Annotated in this window: 16 protein-coding genes; 8 read left to right on the forward strand and 8 right to left on the reverse strand. The window is 58.9% G+C overall.

What is annotated here, in order from left to right; genetic code table 11:
* Positions 1 to 170: 170 nt before the first annotated feature.
* Entirely contained in the window at positions 171 to 1,844 is a 1,674-nt protein-coding gene (locus AC3ZVB_RS03190) for a putative bifunctional diguanylate cyclase/phosphodiesterase (protein ID WP_490145761.1), read from the forward strand.
* A gap of 108 nt (positions 1,845 to 1,952) precedes the next feature.
* On the opposite strand, the gene AC3ZVB_RS03195 is transcribed toward AC3ZVB_RS03190, so the two are convergent.
* Entirely contained in the window at positions 1,953 to 3,350 is a 1,398-nt protein-coding gene (locus AC3ZVB_RS03195) for a NorM family multidrug efflux MATE transporter (protein WP_162436676.1), read from the reverse strand.
* A gap of 158 nt (positions 3,351 to 3,508) precedes the next feature.
* Between AC3ZVB_RS03195 and AC3ZVB_RS03200 the strand changes: the two genes are divergently transcribed.
* Together AC3ZVB_RS03200 and AC3ZVB_RS03205 are read left to right on the forward strand one after the other, a co-directional pair.
* The gene (locus tag AC3ZVB_RS03200; protein WP_194690940.1) at positions 3,509 to 4,429 is read left to right on the forward strand and encodes a LysR substrate-binding domain-containing protein; all 921 of its coding nucleotides are present in this window, start codon (positions 3,509 to 3,511) and stop codon (positions 4,427 to 4,429) included.
* Between the two features lie 185 nt (positions 4,430 to 4,614).
* Positions 4,615 to 6,591 (forward strand): methyl-accepting chemotaxis protein, encoded by a 1,977-nt coding sequence (locus AC3ZVB_RS03205; protein WP_490145762.1) that lies wholly within the window; start codon positions 4,615 to 4,617, stop codon positions 6,589 to 6,591.
* Positions 6,592 to 6,720: 129 nt separating this feature from the next.
* Here AC3ZVB_RS03205 and AC3ZVB_RS03210 read toward each other — a convergent pair whose 3' ends face one another.
* The 3 genes from AC3ZVB_RS03210 to AC3ZVB_RS03220 form a co-directional block, all read right to left on the reverse strand.
* Positions 6,721 to 8,214 carry a YifB family Mg chelatase-like AAA ATPase gene (locus AC3ZVB_RS03210; RefSeq protein ID WP_490145763.1) on the reverse strand — a complete coding sequence of 498 codons (1,494 nt, stop codon included), beginning with the start codon at positions 8,212 to 8,214 and terminating at the stop codon, positions 6,721 to 6,723.
* 176 nt (positions 8,215 to 8,390) lie between these two features.
* Complete coding sequence (locus AC3ZVB_RS03215) at positions 8,391 to 8,561, reverse strand: hypothetical protein (RefSeq protein WP_490145764.1); 171 nt, start codon at positions 8,559 to 8,561, stop codon at positions 8,391 to 8,393.
* A 33-nt stretch (positions 8,562 to 8,594) separates the two neighbouring features.
* The gene (locus tag AC3ZVB_RS03220) at positions 8,595 to 9,131 is read right to left on the reverse strand and encodes an N-acetyltransferase (RefSeq protein ID WP_490145765.1); all 537 of its coding nucleotides are present in this window, start codon (positions 9,129 to 9,131) and stop codon (positions 8,595 to 8,597) included.
* A gap of 191 nt (positions 9,132 to 9,322) precedes the next feature.
* Here AC3ZVB_RS03220 and AC3ZVB_RS03225 point away from each other — a divergent pair, with 191 nt between their 5' ends.
* Positions 9,323 to 9,586, forward strand: a complete 264-nt coding sequence (locus AC3ZVB_RS03225; RefSeq protein WP_490145766.1) for a HigA family addiction module antitoxin — start codon at positions 9,323 to 9,325, stop codon at positions 9,584 to 9,586.
* An 11-nt stretch (positions 9,587 to 9,597) separates the two neighbouring features.
* On the opposite strand, the gene AC3ZVB_RS03230 is transcribed toward AC3ZVB_RS03225, so the two are convergent.
* Together AC3ZVB_RS03230 and AC3ZVB_RS03235 are read right to left on the reverse strand one after the other, a co-directional pair.
* The gene (locus AC3ZVB_RS03230) at positions 9,598 to 10,125 is read right to left on the reverse strand and encodes a BRO-N domain-containing protein (protein WP_490145767.1); all 528 of its coding nucleotides are present in this window, start codon (positions 10,123 to 10,125) and stop codon (positions 9,598 to 9,600) included.
* Between the two features lie 381 nt (positions 10,126 to 10,506).
* The gene (locus AC3ZVB_RS03235) at positions 10,507 to 10,767 is read right to left on the reverse strand and encodes an accessory factor UbiK family protein (RefSeq protein WP_194690945.1); all 261 of its coding nucleotides are present in this window, start codon (positions 10,765 to 10,767) and stop codon (positions 10,507 to 10,509) included.
* 417 nt (positions 10,768 to 11,184) lie between these two features.
* Here AC3ZVB_RS03235 and glnK point away from each other — a divergent pair, with 417 nt between their 5' ends.
* The 4 genes from glnK (at position 11,185) to sutA (ending at position 13,964) form a co-directional block, all read left to right on the forward strand.
* Positions 11,185 to 11,523 (forward strand): P-II family nitrogen regulator, encoded by a 339-nt coding sequence (gene glnK, locus AC3ZVB_RS03240; RefSeq protein ID WP_002555808.1) that lies wholly within the window; start codon positions 11,185 to 11,187, stop codon positions 11,521 to 11,523.
* A gap of 39 nt (positions 11,524 to 11,562) precedes the next feature.
* Positions 11,563 to 12,900 carry an ammonium transporter gene (locus tag AC3ZVB_RS03245; RefSeq protein WP_162436682.1) on the forward strand — a complete coding sequence of 446 codons (1,338 nt, stop codon included), beginning with the start codon at positions 11,563 to 11,565 and terminating at the stop codon, positions 12,898 to 12,900.
* Positions 12,901 to 13,112: 212 nt separating this feature from the next.
* Positions 13,113 to 13,538 carry a secondary thiamine-phosphate synthase enzyme YjbQ gene (locus tag AC3ZVB_RS03250; protein ID WP_046818495.1) on the forward strand — a complete coding sequence of 142 codons (426 nt, stop codon included), beginning with the start codon at positions 13,113 to 13,115 and terminating at the stop codon, positions 13,536 to 13,538.
* Positions 13,539 to 13,640: 102 nt separating this feature from the next.
* Entirely contained in the window at positions 13,641 to 13,964 is a 324-nt protein-coding gene (sutA, locus tag AC3ZVB_RS03255) for a dormancy-specific transcriptional regulator SutA (protein ID WP_094470027.1), read from the forward strand.
* A gap of 195 nt (positions 13,965 to 14,159) precedes the next feature.
* Here sutA and AC3ZVB_RS03260 read toward each other — a convergent pair whose 3' ends face one another.
* Both AC3ZVB_RS03260 and xerC read right to left on the reverse strand, forming a co-directional pair.
* Positions 14,160 to 14,870 carry an HAD family hydrolase gene (locus AC3ZVB_RS03260; RefSeq protein ID WP_162436683.1) on the reverse strand — a complete coding sequence of 237 codons (711 nt, stop codon included), beginning with the start codon at positions 14,868 to 14,870 and terminating at the stop codon, positions 14,160 to 14,162.
* Complete coding sequence (gene xerC, locus AC3ZVB_RS03265; RefSeq protein WP_162436684.1) at positions 14,867 to 15,766, reverse strand: tyrosine recombinase XerC; 900 nt, start codon at positions 15,764 to 15,766, stop codon at positions 14,867 to 14,869. The genes AC3ZVB_RS03260 and xerC overlap by 4 nt, the downstream gene beginning before the upstream one ends.

Here is a 15,766-nt window from a genome sequence, read left to right on the forward strand (position 1 = left end):
CTGTATTTGCCGGTTTTGATACTTTCACGCAGGATGCATGATTAATTTGCGTCTAATGTTCGTAATTCCTGATACAAAAGCCTCGTTTGATAACTGATGTCATTTGGTCATTGGTTATCGGCGCGGCATAATGCCGGTCGCCACCTCTTTGCAGAGTCTAGGGAGCTAGCTTGTCTACGCCTGTCGAACCCTTGCGTTTGCTGCTACTGGCCGAAGAGCCAGCGTGGGCAGCGTTGTTGCGCGAGTGTCTGGCTCCGATGGGGAGCTCGGCCGTGCTGATCAGCGCGCCGAGCTGGGAGTCGGTCAGCAGTCTGTTCGATGACAACCGCAATGCGGTGTTGTTGACGATTCCTGCACTGGCGCCGCTGCCAGGCCAATGCACTCTGCCGACTGTATTGCTGCTCGAACACGAACCCGTTTCGCCACCCGATGGTGTGAGCGACTGGTTGGTGCGCAACGTACTGGATTCGGGCATGTTGCGTCGCTGCCTGCGCCACGTGCGCGAACGCGGACTGCTGGAAAACACCCTGCAGCGCCTGGCCGAGCAAGACCCGTTGACCGGCATCGCCAACCGGCAGGGGTTCCAGACATTGCTGGCGGCGCGCTTGGTGGAAAACGACGGCCGAGGCCTGGCGCTCGGTCACCTGGATCTCGATAACTTCCGTCATGCCAACGACGCCCTTGGCCATCAGGCTGGCGACCGGTTGATCCTGCAAGTCGTCGCGCGGTTGAAAAGCCAGCTTGAGGCCGGCGATCAGCTGGCGCGGCTGGGCAGCGATGAATTTGCCTTGCTGATCGACACCCGTCGCGCCCCTCAACGCGCGGAATGGATGGCCGAACGTATTACCGAAGCCCTGGCCGAACCTTATTGGGTCGACGGCGAAAGCCTGTTGATCGGTTCCAGCCTGGGCATTGCCCACGCCCGGGCCCAGGCCGGTGCCGATCCGCTGATGTGGCATGCCCACATCGCGATGCAGCAGGCCAAGAGCACGCAGGGCTGCACCTTCCACATCTTCAACGAACGCATCAACCGCAATGCCCGCAGCATGGCCGACCTCGAAAGCGAGCTGCGCCGGGCGTTGCGTCGGGATGAACTGGAGCTGCATTACCAACCCAGGCTGAATCTTGCGGACGGGCAGATTGTCGGCCTCGAAGCTTTGGTGCGCTGGCGGCATGCCGAGCGTGGTTTGCTGCCTCCGAGCGAATTTGTCCCGCTGGCCGAACAAAGCGGTTTGATCGTGCCGCTGGGTTACTGGGTTATTTCCCGTGCGTTGCGTGACATGCAGGCGCTGCGCGAGCGCGGTCTGCCGGCGTTGCACATGGCGATCAACCTGTCATTCCGGCAGTTTCAGGACAGCCAGCTACTGCCGACATTGAGTCGCTTGATCGTCGAGCGCGGCGTCGAGGCGCAGTGGCTGGAGTTCGAGTTGACCGAAACGGCAGTCATGCGCCGCAGCGATCTGGTGAAGCAGACCATGGATGCCCTCGGGCGCCTGGGTGTGCGCTTCTCACTGGATGATTTCGGGACCGGATTTTCGTCGTTCGTGCACCTCAACAGCCTGCCGATTGCCTTGCTGAAGGTCGACAAAAGCTTTGTCGGCGGCATGGAAGAGCGTGAGGAAAATCGCAAACTGGTCCACGCGATGATCAACCTCGCGCATAACCTAAACCTGGAAGTGGTTGCCGAAGGGGTGGAAACCGCGGCACAGCTGGATCTGTTGCGCGGGTTTGGTTGCGATCAGGTGCAGGGATACCTGATCAGCAAGCCGCTGCCGTTGGCGGAACTGGTTGAGTATTTGACGTTTGGTTCGAGCCAGCAGCCTGCATTGGAAGTCGTGAGTTAGCCGATAATCAACTGTGGGGGCGAGCCTGCTCGCGATAGCGATGTATCAGTGGCATTGATGTTAACTGATACGACCTCATCGCGAGCAGGCTCGCTCCTACAGGAAACTTCAGTCAGGCTGGGCGATCTGGAAACTTTCCGCCGAAGACGGCTCCCGCCGGATCATCCGCTTCATCTTCCATTCAAACGCCAGCGTCAGACCCACCGCCGCGCAAGCCAGGCCCAGCGCCAAACCCCACCAGACTCCCGTCGGCCCCCAGTCCAAATGGAAGGCCATCCACCAAGCGGCCGGTGCACCGATCAGCCAATAGCAACCCAGTCCGACAAGGAATGTGGTCTTGGCGTCCTTGAGCCCACGGATGCAGCCCATGGCAATGGTTTGCGTACCGTCGAACAGCTCGAACCACGCCGCCACCGCCAGCAGACTCACGGCGAGCTCAATGACCGGGCGAAACGCCGGGTCGTTGTGGTCCAGAAACAAACCAATCAACTGATTTGGCAGCAGCCAGAACACCATCGCGAAACCCAGCATCGCTATCGCTCCGAAGGCCAGGCCGACCCTGCCTGCCAACCGCGCATCCAGCAGTTGCCCTGCGCCGTAATGCTGGCCGATGCGCATGGTGATCGCATAGGAGAGTCCCGCCGGAATCATGAACGCCACCGAAACGATTTGCAGCGCGATCTGATGCGCCCCCAATTGCGTGCTTCCCATGGTGCCCATGCACAGCGCGGCAAAGGCAAATAGCCCGACTTCCACCGCATAGGTGCCGCCAATGGGCAGGCCCAGGCGCCAAAGCTCTTTGAGGTACTGACGATTGGGCCGCGACAGGCCCGCGCGCAACGGATAAGCGTCGTACGCGGGATGCCGGCGGATGTGCAACGCGAGTGCCACTGCCATGAGGTTGGCGACAATGGCCGTGACCAGTCCGATCCCGACCAGGCCCAATTTCGGCAAGCCAAACATGCCGGTGATCAACGCATAGTTGAGCAGAAAGTTAGCGACCGTACCGGCGAGGCTGATGACCATGACGGGCGTCGCCCGGCCGATCGCACTGGTGAAACCGCGCAGGGCCATGAAGCTCAGATAGCCGGGCAGGGCGAACGGCAGGATCAACAGAAACTGCCCAGCCATCTGGACGTTGGTTTCGGTCTGACCGAACAGCAACAACACCGGCTTGAGGTTCCACAACAGCAAGCCCGCCACCAGCGCCATCAACCACGCCAGCCACAACCCCGCCTGGGTCAGTCGCGCCGCCCCAACGGTATCGCCTGCACCTTTGCGGATAGACACCAGGGTGCCGACCGCAGCAATTACACCGATGCAGAAAAACGCCACGAAGGAATAGGCCGCCGCCCCCAGACCGCCGCCGGCCAGCGCCTCGGGGCTGAGGCGGGCCATCATCAACGTATCGGTAAGAACCATCAGCATGTGCGCCAACTGTGAGGCAATCAACGGCCCCGCCAGCCGCAGAATGGCCCAGAGTTCAACACGTGCTGGATGCTTCATGATCATCACGCTCAATTTTCAAGGGGAACAGTAGACCGTCGATTCTCGGCGCTCTCAGGGGATTGCACAAAGGGATAAAAAGGATGGGTCGCATGATTTAAACTCATGCAGAATAGTTTGCGTCTGGTTCATGTTGCGCAGTTGAAGGAGCGTTCCCGATGTCCCGTCGTCTTCCTCCCTTGTATGCCCTTCGCGCATTCGAAGCAGCAGCGCGCCACAGTTCGTTCACCCGAGCCGCAGAAGAGCTGTCGATCACGCAGAGCGCTGTCAGTCGGCACATTCGTACGCTCGAAGAGCATTTTGCCTGTCGACTGTTTCACCGCAGTGGCCGAAACCTGCAGTTGACCGAATCAGCCCGTTTGCTATTGCCGGGGATTCGCGAAGGCTTCACTGCGCTTGAACGGGCGTGCAATACCTTGCGCGCGGAAGACGACGTCTTGCGCATGAAGGCCCCCTCGACCTTGACGATGCGCTGGCTGTTGGCACGACTGAGTCGCTTCCGTCACCTGCAACCGGGCAATGAAGTGCAGCTGACCAGCGCCTGGATGGACGTCGACTCGGTGGATTTCAACGACGAGCCCTTCGACTGCGCCGTATTGCTGAGCAACGGGCATTTCCCGCCTGACTGGGAGGCGAGCTACCTGTTTCCGGAAGAGTTGATCCCGGTCGGCGCGCCGAACCTTTTGAACGATCAACCCTGGGATGTCACGCGCCTGGCCAACACTGAATTGCTGCACCCGACCCCGGATCGTCGCGACTGGCGCAACTGGCTGGAACGCATGGATATGGCCGATCAGGTGTCGCTCAAGGGTGGGCAGGTGTTCGATACGCTGGAGCTGGGCATGATCGCCGCTGCGCGCGGGTACGGTGTGTCGATGGGCGATCTGCTGATGGTGGCCGAGGATGTGGCGCAAGGGCGCCTGAGTTTGCCGTGGCCGACGGCTGTCGCCAGCGGTGAGAAATATTACCTGGTCTGGCCGAAAACCCGCCCCGGCGGCGAACGAATGCGCCGACTCAGTGATTTCCTGCAAGGCGAAGTTCGGGCAATGGAGTTGCCCGATGTCGAGCATTTGAGCTGAATCGATAGAGCCGTCGCAATGACGGCTTTGAGCTATCTCCCGGTGAATCACTCAAGTATTCAGCTTTGCCGCCGAAAGTCTGCAGGTGGAACCTTCGTGCAGGTTCGACCGAATTCCCATTATTAGAAATTTTGCTGAGTGTGCGTCGCGATCAGGATGATCCGGTCACTCGGCCAGGAGCAGTCATGTCTCAACCTCGTGCCCGGATCGCCTCACAACTGGGGCTAGCGCTGGCCGTGATACTGGCGGTGGTCATCAGCGGCAGTACGCTGTTCGCGTTGCGCTCGCTGGATACAGCCAACCTCGCCACCCGCGAAGAACATCTGGCCAGTGAAGCCCGGCTGCTGGCCGATCAGTTGAGCACCTTCCACGGTACGTTGCGCGAAAGCACCCAGCGCCTCAGCGGATTGTTCGAAAAGCGTTTCAGCGTCGGCCTTAGCCTGCATCCTGATGAGCCGGTGACAGTGGCCGGCGTACAGACTCCCGGCCTGCACCTGGGCAGCGAAGTGCTGAACAACAACTTCAGCGAAGTGGACGAGTTCAAGCAAATGACTGCCGGCGTCGCCACGTTGTTCGTGCGCAACGGCGATGACTTTATCCGCGTCAGTACGTCCCTGAGCAAACAGGACGGCACGCGGGCCATCGGTACGCTGCTCGATCACGCGCATCCGGCTTATGCACGCCTGATGGCGGGGCAGAGCTACGTCGGTCGTGCCTTGCTCTTCGAACGGTCCTACATGACGCAGTACACCCCCGTACGTGACAGTGGCGGCAAGGTCATTGCCGTGCTGTTTGTAGGATTCGATTACACCGATGCGCAGAATGCGCAATTTGCCAACCTCAAGCGTTTCCGTATTGGTCAAACCGGCTCGTTGGCGTTGCTGGATGAGCAGGGCAAGTGGCTGGTGCCGATCGCTGGCGTGCAAGCGCTGGATCAGGCCGTTCCGGCCATCCTTGCACTGTCCAAGACACCGGGAACGGGCGATTTCTGGAGCGACAAGTCCGAAGCGTTCTACAGCGTGGCGGTGCCGTTTGAGGGCGGCCCCTGGTCGGTGGTCGCGAGCATGCCGAAAGCTGAAATCAACGCGGTGACCTGGAGCGTCGGGATTCGATTGGCAATTGGCAGCCTGCTGGCCATGTTGATTGCGGTGGGTTCGGCAGTCTGGCTGTTGCGTAGCAAGCTCGCGCCGCTGGGCGATCTGGTGCGTCAGGCCGAAGCCTTGGGTGCAGGTGATTTGAGCGTGCGCCTGAACGTGTCGAGCCACGACGAAATCGGTCAGTTGGCCCGGGCTTTCAATCAGATGAGTCAGGCACTGTCGACCATGGTGGAACACATCCGCAAAGCCTCGGAAGAGGTCAACAGGCGCGCGCAGGCGTTGTCCGGGTTATCTGGCGGCGCGTACGAAGGAATGGAGCAGCAGTCGGGCGAAATCACCAGCATGGCCGGCGCGGTGGAGGAGTTCAGTGCGACCTCGTTGAACATTGCCGACAACATGGGCAGCACCCAGCGCCTGGCTCAAGAGAACGCACAACAAACGCGGATAGGTCGTACATCGATGGAGGAAGCGTCCTCGTCTCTGGAACAAATCGCTGGCGCACTGAACAGTACCGCGACCGTTATAAACACCTTGGGTCAGCGTTCACAGGAAATCGGCGGCATCGTCGGGGTCATTACTTCGATCGCCGAACAGACCAACCTGCTGGCGCTGAACGCGGCGATCGAAGCTGCCCGTGCCGGTGAGCAGGGCCGTGGATTCGCAGTGGTGGCGGATGAAGTTCGCAATCTGGCTTCGCGTACGCGTCAGGCCACGGATGAAATTTCGGTGATGATCCAAAGCATCCAGCAAGAGACGGGCAACGCCATCAGCACCATGGAACAGGGCAATGTGCTGATGCAGGAAGGCTTGTCACGTAACGCCAATGTCGCCACGGCGCTGGCGCGGATCGATGAGCAGAGCCGCTCGGCGGGTCAGCAGTTTGCTGCCATCACCACGGCGACCCAGGAGCAGAGCAGCACGGCAACGTTGCTGAGTAGCAACCTGCAAAGCATTGCCTTGGCGAACAGTGAGCAGCGCGAAGTGGTGTCGAACCTGGCGGTGACGGCCAAAGAGCTGGAGAGCCTGGCAGCAGAATTGCGTTCCGAGGTTGACCGGTTTCGGTGAGTCGCCTCTGAGATCGCCATCGCGAACAGGCTCACTCCCACAGGGTGTGCGCCGTTCGCAAATTTTGTAAACAACAAAAACCCTGTGGGAGTGAGCCTGCTCGCGATGGGGACGACTCGGTTTCAGCATTTACTGAGTCGCCGGTCGATACTGCAACGCCTCCGCCAAATGCCCGCGCGTAATCTCGTCGACCTGCTCAAGGTCCGCCAACGTGCGCGCTACCTTCAGCAGCCGATGAGCCGAGCGCAGCGACAGCGTCAACCGCTCACAGGCAGACTCCAGCCAGCTTTCATCCGCTGTGGATAACGTGCAGTGAGCACGCAAACCCGGCAGATCGAGGAACGCGTTCGCGCAACCCTGACGCTTGTGCTGTCGCTCCCGAGCTTCGGCAACCAGAGCGGCCGCCGTTGCGGTGTCATCTCCAGGTTTGGCCGCTGGATTCAACGCAGTGGCTTCCCGGGCGACGGTCAGGTGCAGGTCGATACGATCCAGCAGCGGGCCTGACAACTTGTTGCGATAGCGTTGAATCATGTCCGGCGTGCAGGAGCAGCGGCCCGTGGGCTCACCAAGATATCCACAGGGGCAAGGATTCATCGCCGCCACCAACTGGAAGCGAGCCGGAAACCGCACCCGGTCTTTGGCCCGGGAGATCACGATATGTCCCGACTCCAGCGGCTCCCTCAGCACTTCCAATACTTTGCGATCAAACTCGGGAAGCTCGTCCAGAAACAGTACGCCGTGATGGGCGAGGGTGATTTCGCCGGGTTGCGGTTTCGAGCCGCCGCCGACCAATGCAGGGCCGGAAGCCGAGTGATGGGGCTGCCGGAACGGGCGCTGTGGCCAGTGACTCAAGGGGACGCAACTGACCACCGACTTGATGGCCGCGACTTCCAGTGCTTCGCTCTCGGCCAGCGGTGGCAGCAAGCCTGGCAGGCGGCTCGCGAGCAACGTCTTCCCCGTCCCCGGAGGTCCGCTGAATAACAGGTTATGCGCACCCGCCGCGGCAATCAGCAAGGCACGCTTGGCCGCCATTTGGCCCTGCACCTCGTTTAAATCCGGGTAGGGCCTGCTGGCATGCATCAAGCCATCTGAAACGTAAGGCGCAATGGGCAGGTGCCCATTGAAATGCGAAACGGCTTCCAGCAGGTGATCCACCGCGATCACCTTCAACCCTGACGCCAGACAGGCCTCCTCGGCATTCGCCCGCGGCACCATCAACGAACGCCCGGCCTTGCGCGCCGCCAGTGCTGCCGGTAGCACGCCTCGCACCGCCCTTACTGCCCCCGACAGCGCCAACTCTCCCAGACACTCGATGTCATCCAGTGTGAGCGCCGGCACCTGGACACTGGCCGAAAGAATCCCCAAGGCAATCGCCAGATCAAACCGTCCGCCATCTTTGGGCAGATCTGCCGGTGCGAGATTCAGCGTGATGCGCCGCGCCGGAAATTGCAGCCCCGAATTGATGATCGCGCTGCGTACACGGTCCTTGCTTTCCTTCACCGCTGCCTCAGGCAAGCCGACCATTGTCAGTGATGGCAAGCCATTGGCGAGGTGGACTTCGACGGTCACGGCAGGTGCTTCCACGCCAATCTGGGCACGGCTGTGGACGATGGAGAGGGACATGGTCGTTCCTTGAGTTGTACGGGAGCCGCTTCCTGCGGGTTTTTGAAGGGTAGTCGGAGAGCAGGGATTTGGTGGGGTGATTACGCGGGCGAACTTTCACTGGATGTTGCGAGTAGCTTCCCTGAACTGCAGGCAAAAAAAAACCGCCTTCGGGATACGGTTTCTCTCATAAAAAATTAGCTTCGTCCGCCAGCTAACCAGCCACCAGGCTCAAGTTCTTTACCGCGCGCGATGCCGACTTCAATAATTCGCAGTTGATTGGCCGATAAGTTTCCAGCCAGGCGACGGGCTTCAGCGTGGAACTCAACAATTTGTAAAAGTTTCGCCTTTCGCTTTTTTGGGCTCATGCACTCCTCCTGCGATGGGTTGTTTTTTGAATGTTATTGGTCGTTCAAGAACATGACAAGGCGGTTGTTCTGGTCAAAGTCGAATCCGAGATCTCGATAATAAAAAATAACGTTCGGATCAGGTTCCTGGATTTCAATCACTTTGCATCCAAGCATACGCGCATAGAAATCAGCGGCGAGTATGGCGATTGGAGCTATCACACCACGAAGAGGATGGGCTGTGTCTGGATCCCCCTGCAGAAGAACTATTTTCAGACAGATTGCGCTTCTTCTCGGTGTTGCATAACACAAGCCGCACAGATTCTGCCCATACCAAATGGCCAGATCCAAGCCCTTGGCATCTTTACGCTTCCACTCGGCGATGTGATCCCACGGATAGATTGCTGCTCCTTTCCATAAATGACATTTCTCTATCGCTGCGGCGGTAATCGGCTCAAACCTCACAGGTGCTACGTCGATTTTTAAAGCGCGAGGTGCGATTTGATTGATAAATGCTTTGTAGGTGAGCTTCCTTGCGTCCGATTTAAAAGTCTGGTTACGCAGGTCCGTGCCTTTCCCTTTTCTTCTCATTGCAAACATCTATCGAATATCGAGCCGAGAAGCGTAGAGAGCGGGTGAGGAATGATAAATCAGGCGAGAGAGCTGCTTTTTGTAGGACTGTGCCGAGATAGGTGAAGGACATCGGTGAAAGAGCGTAACTGGACTTGCCGGGCGAAGGTGGCTGCTTATGATCTCGCCGAACGCAGCAATAGGAGGCATGAATGAAGAGGACCGGGATGCGCCCAATTCATCCTGGTGAGATTCTTGGCGAAGAGTTTTTGAGGCCGCTGAGTATTTCGCCTGAGGCTTTTGCTCGCTCTATGAACGAGTCTGAAGCCGAAGTGAGCGACTTTGTGAAGCAGCAGCGTGGCGTCAGTGCTGCTTTCGCGAGGAAGTTATCCATTCATCTGAACACCACGCCCGAGTTCTGGCTGGATCTCCAATCGACCTACGATCAGCGTAAGTTCGAAGTTGGGCGTGGATAAGTTTCAAATACTCATAGTGATTGCAAGGCCTGCGACGCTCGCTTCCACCACGGTCTATTGAGCGAAGCTTTTGGTACCTCCTGATCAGGCAGTACGAGCGGCACGTCCTCCAGTCGAATCCACGGCTTGTTGTTCCAGTGCAGCAAGCTCAACGACATCTCTGGCCAATTCAACAGGCTCAGCACCGGTCGCTCGGTTGAGGTCGGTTGCTCTGCGTCTCGGAGTGCTGTCACCACGTCGTGGGTGAGCCATTCGCGCAGGCTTCGGTATTCGGGGCAGTAGTGGTAGACGAGCAGTGCGTAGACGCCGGATTCGCTGATCAGCAGGGTGTTTTCCAGGCTGCCGTGGATGAGCGTTCGAGCGGATTGGTGTTGGTCCGGGTCGAGTTTTCGAAGGGTGCGTTCGTCGATGTAGAGGCGGATGAGGCGGCCCAAGTCGCGGGCGCTGAACCAGGGTTGATTTTCTAGGAGGAGGGCGTGGAGGTGGAGTTTGTGGCGGGTGAAGACGTGCGGGGTTAGATAATCGTCATTGCAATTCATTGATACAGCTCCTTTTGCCTAAAGGGCTGCCAGTAATTGTCGCCAAACAATTGGGTGGCAGTTGTGCGCGGGTTGGCGAGCCGGAGCAAAAGGAACCCGGCAGACCCGAAGGTCTCCCACGCACAACCGCCATGACTCGAGTCGATGGTCGTCGCGTTCCTTAAACTTCCAGGTCGCCAAACCCAGTGCTGAACATTCAGCAGTGGGTGAGCTTAGGAACCGGAGCTGTGCGGCGCAATCGGACGGCGGATGAGAATTTTGTAGGACGTTGCCGGGATGTTTGCAGGCTTCAAGATCAAAAGATCGCAGCCTGCGGCAGCTCCTACAGGTCGTGCTGACCTTCAATCGCGGGCAAGCCCGCTCCCACAGGGTTTGGAGCGTTTATTCGGCTGGCGGGGTCAGCTTCGCTTCCATCTCGGCGACTTTCGCCTCAAGGCTTTCCAGCCGTGCACGAGTGCGTGCGAGCACGACCATCTGACTATCAAACTCTTCCCGGCTCACCAGGTCCAGCTTGCTGAAGCCGCTCTGCAACAACGCCTTGAACTGGCTTTCGATTTCGCTTTTCGGCAGCGGGGTGTCGCCGCTGAAAAGGCGGGAGGCAGTGCCTGTCAGGGCGTCGAGGAAGTCTTTGGGCGCGAGCATGGGAAAGGTCCTGGAAACAATGACGGGCAGTGTATCACGCAGTGTCTATAGTCAATCTCGATGCCAGGGGTGCACGCTTTTCGCGCATGCGGACGGACGGCATCGCACCGTTGTTGTGCGTATACAGCGGGCCATTCGGGTGAAGTGGCTGGTCGCTGAGGCCAAGGGATTGAATTCAGTCGTTTTTGTGGAGATGGCAAGCTTTCTGCTTAGTGCCTAGTGACCCATGCACTGATGCAGTCGCTGTGACGAATGCAGTGCGCCGAGCGGAACGGGGAAGTGTTTCGTCAGGAGCGGTTAACTGGCGTCGGACGGGCAGGTAAGGCCGACGATGCGTTACAAAGCCAGGCACTGCGCTTAGACTTGAGTCGGGTTTGTTTTCCTGGGGCAAGTCCACCAATTCGGGAGAGAGTTTTCATGAAGCTAGTCACTGCCATCATCAAGCCGTTCAAACTGGACGACGTGCGCGAGTCGCTGTCCGAGATCGGCGTGCAGGGCATTACCGTTACTGAAGTCAAAGGCTTCGGTCGGCAGAAGGGTCACACCGAGCTGTATCGCGGCGCGGAATACGTGGTCGATTTCCTGCCAAAGGTGAAGATCGACGTCGCCATTGACGACAAGGATCTTGATCGGGTTATCGAAGCGATAACCAAGGCAGCCAACACCGGCAAGATCGGTGACGGCAAGATCTTCGTGGTTAATCTGGAACAGGCGATTCGCATCCGTACCGGCGAAACCGATACCGACGCAATCTAAAAAAGCCGCCACAAACCCAACGCCCCAGGAGAAAACAATATGACTCTGCGTAAATTCGCAGGGCTAGGAGCCCTGTTGTCCCTCGTAATGCCCAGCCTGGCTATGGCGGCAGACGAAGTGGCGGCCCCAGTCCTCAACTCCGGCGACACCGCCTGGATGTTGACCTCGACAGCCCTCGTGCTGTTCATGACCATTCCCGGCCTCGCGCTGTTCTACGGTGGCATGGTTCGGTCCAAAAACATTCTTTCCGTGATGATGCAGTGCTTCGCCATTACCGGTCTGATCAGCATTCTGTGGGTCATTTATGGCTACAGCATTGCGTTCGACACTACCGGCATGGAGCAGGGCGTCGTCAACTTCAACTCGTTCTTTGGCGGCATGGGCAAGGCGTTCCTCGCCGGTGTCACGCCATCGAGCCTGACCGGTCCTGCGGCACTGTTTCCTGAGGCGGTGTTCATCACCTTCCAGATGACCTTCGCCATCATTACCCCTGCGTTGATCGTCGGTGCTTTCGCCGAGCGGATGAAGTTCTCCGCCATGCTGATCTTCATGGGCATCTGGTTCACCCTGGTTTATGCGCCGATCGCGCACATGGTCTGGTCCGGTAACGGTGGCCTGATGTGGGACTGGGGCGTGCTGGACTTCGCTGGCGGCACCGTTGTGCACATCAACGCCGGTGTGGCTGGTCTGATTTGCTGCCTGGTACTGGGCAAGCGCAAAGGCTTCCCGACCACGCCAATGGCGCCGCACAACCTCGGTTACACGCTGATGGGTGCTGCAATGCTGTGGGTAGGCTGGTTCGGTTTCAACGCCGGCTCTGCTGCTGCAGCAAACGGCACTGCAGGTATGGCGATGCTGGTCACCCAGATCGCAACCGCTGCTGCTGCATTGGGCTGGATGTTCGCTGAGTGGATTACTCACGGCAAACCAAGTGCTCTGGGTATTGCATCGGGTGTTGTGGCCGGTCTGGTAGCAATTACTCCTGCCGCTGGCACTGTGGGCCCGATGGGTGCACTGGTGATTGGTCTGGCAGCGGGCGTCGTGTGCTTCTTCTGCGCGACTACGCTGAAACGCAAACTCGGTTATGACGATTCCCTGGACGCATTTGGCGTACACGGCATCGGCGGTATCCTCGGCGCGATCCTGACCGGTGTGTTTGCCGCACCGTCCCTGGGTGGTTTCGGCACTGTGACCGACATTGCCGCACAAGTCTGGATTCAGTGCAAAGGCGTCGGCTTCACGGTGATCTACACCGCGATCGTCACCTTCATCATCCTCAAGGTCCTGGATGCCGTCATGGGTCTGCGCGTGACCGAGGAAGAGGAAGCGGTCGGTCTCGATCTGGCACTTCACAACGAACGCGGCTACAACTTGTAAGTACGCGCAAAAATAATGCCCGGTTCGCCGGGCATTTTTTTGTCCGGGATTTGTCATTGAAGGTGAGGCTGAAAGGTTTTTTCTGTCAGCTTTCGACACCTTTTCAACAGGCAATTTTGTACGGCCAATCGCTTACAACGTTGAAGGAATATTAGGGCCTTTGTTTTTTCCCAGAGCGCGCTAGAATGCGCCCCGAACGTGCGGAGAACTGTATGTGGCAACAGACTCTGATTACCTTGCGGGCAAGGCCCCGAGGCTTTCATCTGGTAACGGACGAGTTACTCGCCGGCTTGCCTGAACTCAAGGCATGTCGGGTCGGTCTGTTGCACTTGTGGCTGCAGCATACCTCGGCGTCGTTGACCATCAACGAGAACGCCGATCCGGCGGTACGTCGCGACTTCGAACGATTTTTCAATCGTCTGATCCCACAAGGAACAGACGGCTATGAGCATAACGACGAAGGCCTGGACGACCTCCCGGCGCACTTCAAGGCCAGCGTACTTGGCTGTCAGCTCAGTTTGCCGATTTCGGCAGGCCGACTGGCGTTGGGCACCTGGCAAGGCGTTTATCTGGGCGAGCACCGTGATCATGGCGGTGCCCGTAAAGTCCTCGCCACCTTGCACGGTGAAGGGGCATAAGCCGTTGGTCACCAATGGCGGTGGAATTTTTTCTGGCAGCCGTCGACAGACGGTGAAGCTGGGCTATAACTAATCTGCTTTTCGCAAGTCATGAGGTAGAACATGAGCGACGATGATCTGGAAAACGACGACCTCGAAGTAGGCGACGACGACGAAACCGAAGAAGGTCTGGAAGCAGCGGCGGAAGACGTCGCTGAAGACGATGGCGGTGAAACGCCCGTTCCGACCGCCAAAGGCAAAGCCAAGGCTGCGGTTTCGGTCGATGAGCTGCCGAGCGTCGAAGCGAAGAATAAAGAGCGCGATGCGCTTGCGCGGGCCATGGAAGAGTTCCTGGCCAAGGGCGGCAAGGTGCAGGAAGTGGAGGCCAATGTGGTCGCCGATCCTCCCAAGAAGCCTGATAACAAGTACGGCAGCCGGCCTATCTAAGCGTCTGCCCTTGCTTGCTGAAAAAGCCCGCCGTCGCTGCGGGCTTTTTCATGGGTGAAACAAAAATCTTGGGCCTGCGTCGATCCCCTGTAGGAGTGAGCCTGCTCGCGATTGCGGTGTGTCAGGCAACATAAATGCTGAATGTCACACCGCAATCGCGAGCAGGCTCACTCCTACAAGGGGATATCGGTGATATCAGGACGGGTGTCGGGAGTTCCAGCGAGCCAGCAACGCCGGCAATTCGGTCAGGCTGCGAATTTCGGCATCAGGCGAGTGATCGGCCTCCCAGATTTTACCCGCCGGATTAAACCAGATCGCCCGCAAGCCAGCCTGCTGTGCCCCCGCGATGTCATCACCCGGATGATCACCGATGTGCACCGCCGTCTCAGCCGTGGCGCCACCGCGCTGCAAGGCTTCATGAAATAACCGGGCATCGGGTTTGGCGATGCCGATGTCTTCGGCGCACAACGCGAACTTGAAGTAGTCCGCCAGCCCTAAACGACGTACGTCAGCGTTGCCATTGGTGACCACGCCGAGAGCGTAATGGTTGGCCAGCAGTTCCAGGGTGGGTTGCACCTCAGGGAAGATTTCCAGCTGGTGCCGGGCATGCAGGAACACTTCAAAACTCTGATCGGCCAGTTCAGACGCCTCTGCGTGAGGGTAGCCGGCTTCTTCCAGCGCCTGGAACAACACGCGTCGACGCAGGGCACTGATGCGGTGCTTGAGGTTTGGCTCGATGCTCAGGATGCGTTCGCGAATGGCCCACAGATGTTCCACCGGCACCGCGCCCAGGTTGGGCGCATGATCGGTGAGCCAGGTGCGCAGTATCGCTTCAGCGCTGATGATCACCGGGGCGGTGTCCCAGAGCGTGTCGTCGAGGTCGAAGGTGATCAGTTGGAGAGTCATGAATCATCGCCCTTAATGCGTTTGGCCCGTGGATGGGCACTGTCGTAGACCGTCGCCAGGTGCTGGAAGTCCAGGTGGGTGTAGATCTGCGTCGTCTTGATGTCCGAATGGCCGAGCAATTCCTGCACCGCGCGCAAGTCCTGGGAGGACTCCAGCAAGTGGCTGGCAAAGGAATGTCGAAGCATGTGTGGGTGCAGGTTCTGCCCCAGCTCGCGTTCACCGGCGGCCTTGACCCGTACCTGAATCGCGCGCGGACCCAGGCGCCGACCTTGCTGGCTGACAAACACCGCATCGTCCGCCGGGTTGGTCAAGGCCCGCAACGGGAGCCACAGCTCCAAGGCTTCGCGGGCTTTTTTACCCACTGGCAACAGTCGCGTCTTGCTGCCCTTGCCCAGGACCTGAACCATGCCGTCAGCGAGGTCCAGCTGATCGAGATTGAGGCCGGTCAGCTCCGAAAGTCGCAGCCCGGAAGAATAGAACAGCTCCAGAATGGCCTGATCCCGACGCGCCAGGAAATCATCCTCCACCGCGCCTTCAAGCAGCTGTAGCGCGCGGTCAGTATCGAGGGTTTTGGGCAGACGGCGTTCACCCTTGGGCGGTGCCAGGCCGTTGGCCGGATCGTGGTCGCACAAGCCTTCGCGATTCAGATAATGGTACAGCCCGCGCACTGCGGACAGCAGTCGCGCCAGGCTGCGGGACGATTGGCCCTGAGAGTGTAAACGAGCGATCAAGCCGCGCAGACGCTGGATGTCCAGGGCCGCCCAACTACTGATGTTCTGTTTGATGCACCAGCCCAGAACCTTGTCGAGGTCGCGGCGATAGGCATACAGCGTGTGAGGCGACACCTGCCGCTCACTGCGCAGGTGTTCGCAGTAAGCGTCCAGTTGCCGTTCCAT

This window comes from Pseudomonas sp. MDV22-iso1 (assembly GCF_058145095.1).

What these genes read in the sequence shown, in the direction of transcription:
- AC3ZVB_RS03195 (WP_162436676.1), bottom strand. Translation starts at nt 3,350, where the DNA reads ATGAAGCATCCAGCACGTGTTGAACTCTGGGCCATTCTGCGGCTGGCG.
- AC3ZVB_RS03200 (WP_194690940.1), top strand. Translation starts at nt 3,509, where the DNA reads ATGTCCCGTCGTCTTCCTCCCTTGTATGCCCTTCGCGCATTCGAAGCA.
- AC3ZVB_RS03205 (WP_490145762.1), top strand. Translation starts at nt 4,615, where the DNA reads ATGTCTCAACCTCGTGCCCGGATCGCCTCACAACTGGGGCTAGCGCTG.
- AC3ZVB_RS03210 (WP_490145763.1), bottom strand. Translation starts at nt 8,214, where the DNA reads ATGTCCCTCTCCATCGTCCACAGCCGTGCCCAGATTGGCGTGGAAGCA.
- AC3ZVB_RS03215 (WP_490145764.1), bottom strand. Translation starts at nt 8,561, where the DNA reads ATGAGCCCAAAAAAGCGAAAGGCGAAACTTTTACAAATTGTTGAGTTC.
- AC3ZVB_RS03220 (WP_490145765.1), bottom strand. Translation starts at nt 9,131, where the DNA reads ATGAGAAGAAAAGGGAAAGGCACGGACCTGCGTAACCAGACTTTTAAA.
- AC3ZVB_RS03225 (WP_490145766.1), top strand. Translation starts at nt 9,323, where the DNA reads ATGAAGAGGACCGGGATGCGCCCAATTCATCCTGGTGAGATTCTTGGC.
- AC3ZVB_RS03230 (WP_490145767.1), bottom strand. Translation starts at nt 10,125, where the DNA reads ATGAATTGCAATGACGATTATCTAACCCCGCACGTCTTCACCCGCCAC.
- AC3ZVB_RS03235 (WP_194690945.1), bottom strand. Translation starts at nt 10,767, where the DNA reads ATGCTCGCGCCCAAAGACTTCCTCGACGCCCTGACAGGCACTGCCTCC.
- glnK (WP_002555808.1), top strand. Translation starts at nt 11,185, where the DNA reads ATGAAGCTAGTCACTGCCATCATCAAGCCGTTCAAACTGGACGACGTG.
- AC3ZVB_RS03245 (WP_162436682.1), top strand. Translation starts at nt 11,563, where the DNA reads ATGACTCTGCGTAAATTCGCAGGGCTAGGAGCCCTGTTGTCCCTCGTA.
- AC3ZVB_RS03250 (WP_046818495.1), top strand. Translation starts at nt 13,113, where the DNA reads ATGTGGCAACAGACTCTGATTACCTTGCGGGCAAGGCCCCGAGGCTTT.
- sutA (WP_094470027.1), top strand. Translation starts at nt 13,641, where the DNA reads ATGAGCGACGATGATCTGGAAAACGACGACCTCGAAGTAGGCGACGAC.
- AC3ZVB_RS03260 (WP_162436683.1), bottom strand. Translation starts at nt 14,870, where the DNA reads ATGACTCTCCAACTGATCACCTTCGACCTCGACGACACGCTCTGGGAC.
- xerC (WP_162436684.1), bottom strand. Translation starts at nt 15,766, where the DNA reads ATGGAACGGCAACTGGACGCTTACTGCGAACACCTGCGCAGTGAGCGG.